Annotated in this window: 1 protein-coding gene; it reads right to left on the bottom strand. The window is 46.7% G+C overall.

The window, feature by feature from the left end:
* Positions 1-1,029, bottom strand: a 1,029-nt coding sequence (locus tag ACGF49_RS24580) for a filamentous hemagglutinin N-terminal domain-containing protein (RefSeq protein ID WP_387493322.1), incomplete at both ends; no start/stop codon positions are given.

Below are 1,029 nucleotides of genomic sequence, written 5' to 3'. Positions count from 1 at the left end.
TTTCTGTATCCACATATTATTATTGGCTTGCAGCAAGGCTTTATTACCGCTATTACGCACAGTATCGCCAAATATCCGCATATCCCGGCCAGCAGTCACGCTACCTTTATTATCCAGCGTGGTATTTTCCAGGATAATATCCTGTCCCGCCTGCACGTTAATATTGGGTGAAATATGGGTTTCTTTGCCAATAATATTCAGGTCCGTTTTAGCGTTAATATTTCCCAGTTCAATTTTGCCATTGGCGTTTAAAGTAATATCACGCTGGTGACTGGTTAACTCTTTTAAATTAACGCCAACGCCCTCTTCAGTGGCAACCAGTCGGATTTTATTGGCATACATGCCGCCTAACGCTTTGGTGTCAACCGCTAATTGAGGTTTAACACCTTCGCCAGCGGCAGGTTTAACTGTGCCATCTTTTAAGCTGATTCGGTTAGCGCCTTGCGTCAGGGACAGGTTATTCGCCTGAATTTTTCCATTTAATTCCGTTGCCCGGCTGATAATATCGACATAATCCGTCGTCTTGCCATCTAACCCTTTACCGCCAATAGTGATTTGGCCTGTTTTAACCTCCAATGCTTCCAACGCGTCCTGTTTATCAAATTGGGGTTTACCCGTGGTCAGTGTTGCACTCGAAGTATTAATAAAACCACAGCCATCACAAGTAATGCCGTTGGGGTTGGCAATCATCATATTGGCTTTATGGCCGAAAATCTCCAACTGGCCTTGCAGGTTAGATTGTCCGCTGCCGGTCACTTCATTAATAATCAGTTCCGCCGCTTTTCCATGCAGATTAGGGTTAGCGTTAAGTTGCCCGGCCAGTTGCGATTGAGCCGCTTGCGTGGCGTTATTAAGCACAGCACCTTGAGTGGCGACATTGAACTCTTTATAGGTGTTGTGGGATATCCCCGCGTCATTCGGCGTGGCAATATTGACAACCGGGACATTGCCCTGATTTTGTACCTGCGTATGGTTATTATCCGGTGTGATCCCCGCGGCAATCGCCGGGTGAAGCGGCTGAATGGCGGT

Origin of the sequence: Photorhabdus sp. RM96S (assembly GCF_042879335.1) — a bacterium.
Classification (GTDB): Bacteria; Pseudomonadota; Gammaproteobacteria; order Enterobacterales; family Enterobacteriaceae; genus Photorhabdus; species Photorhabdus kayaii.
This window is presented reverse-complemented; position numbering and strand designations above follow the sequence as displayed.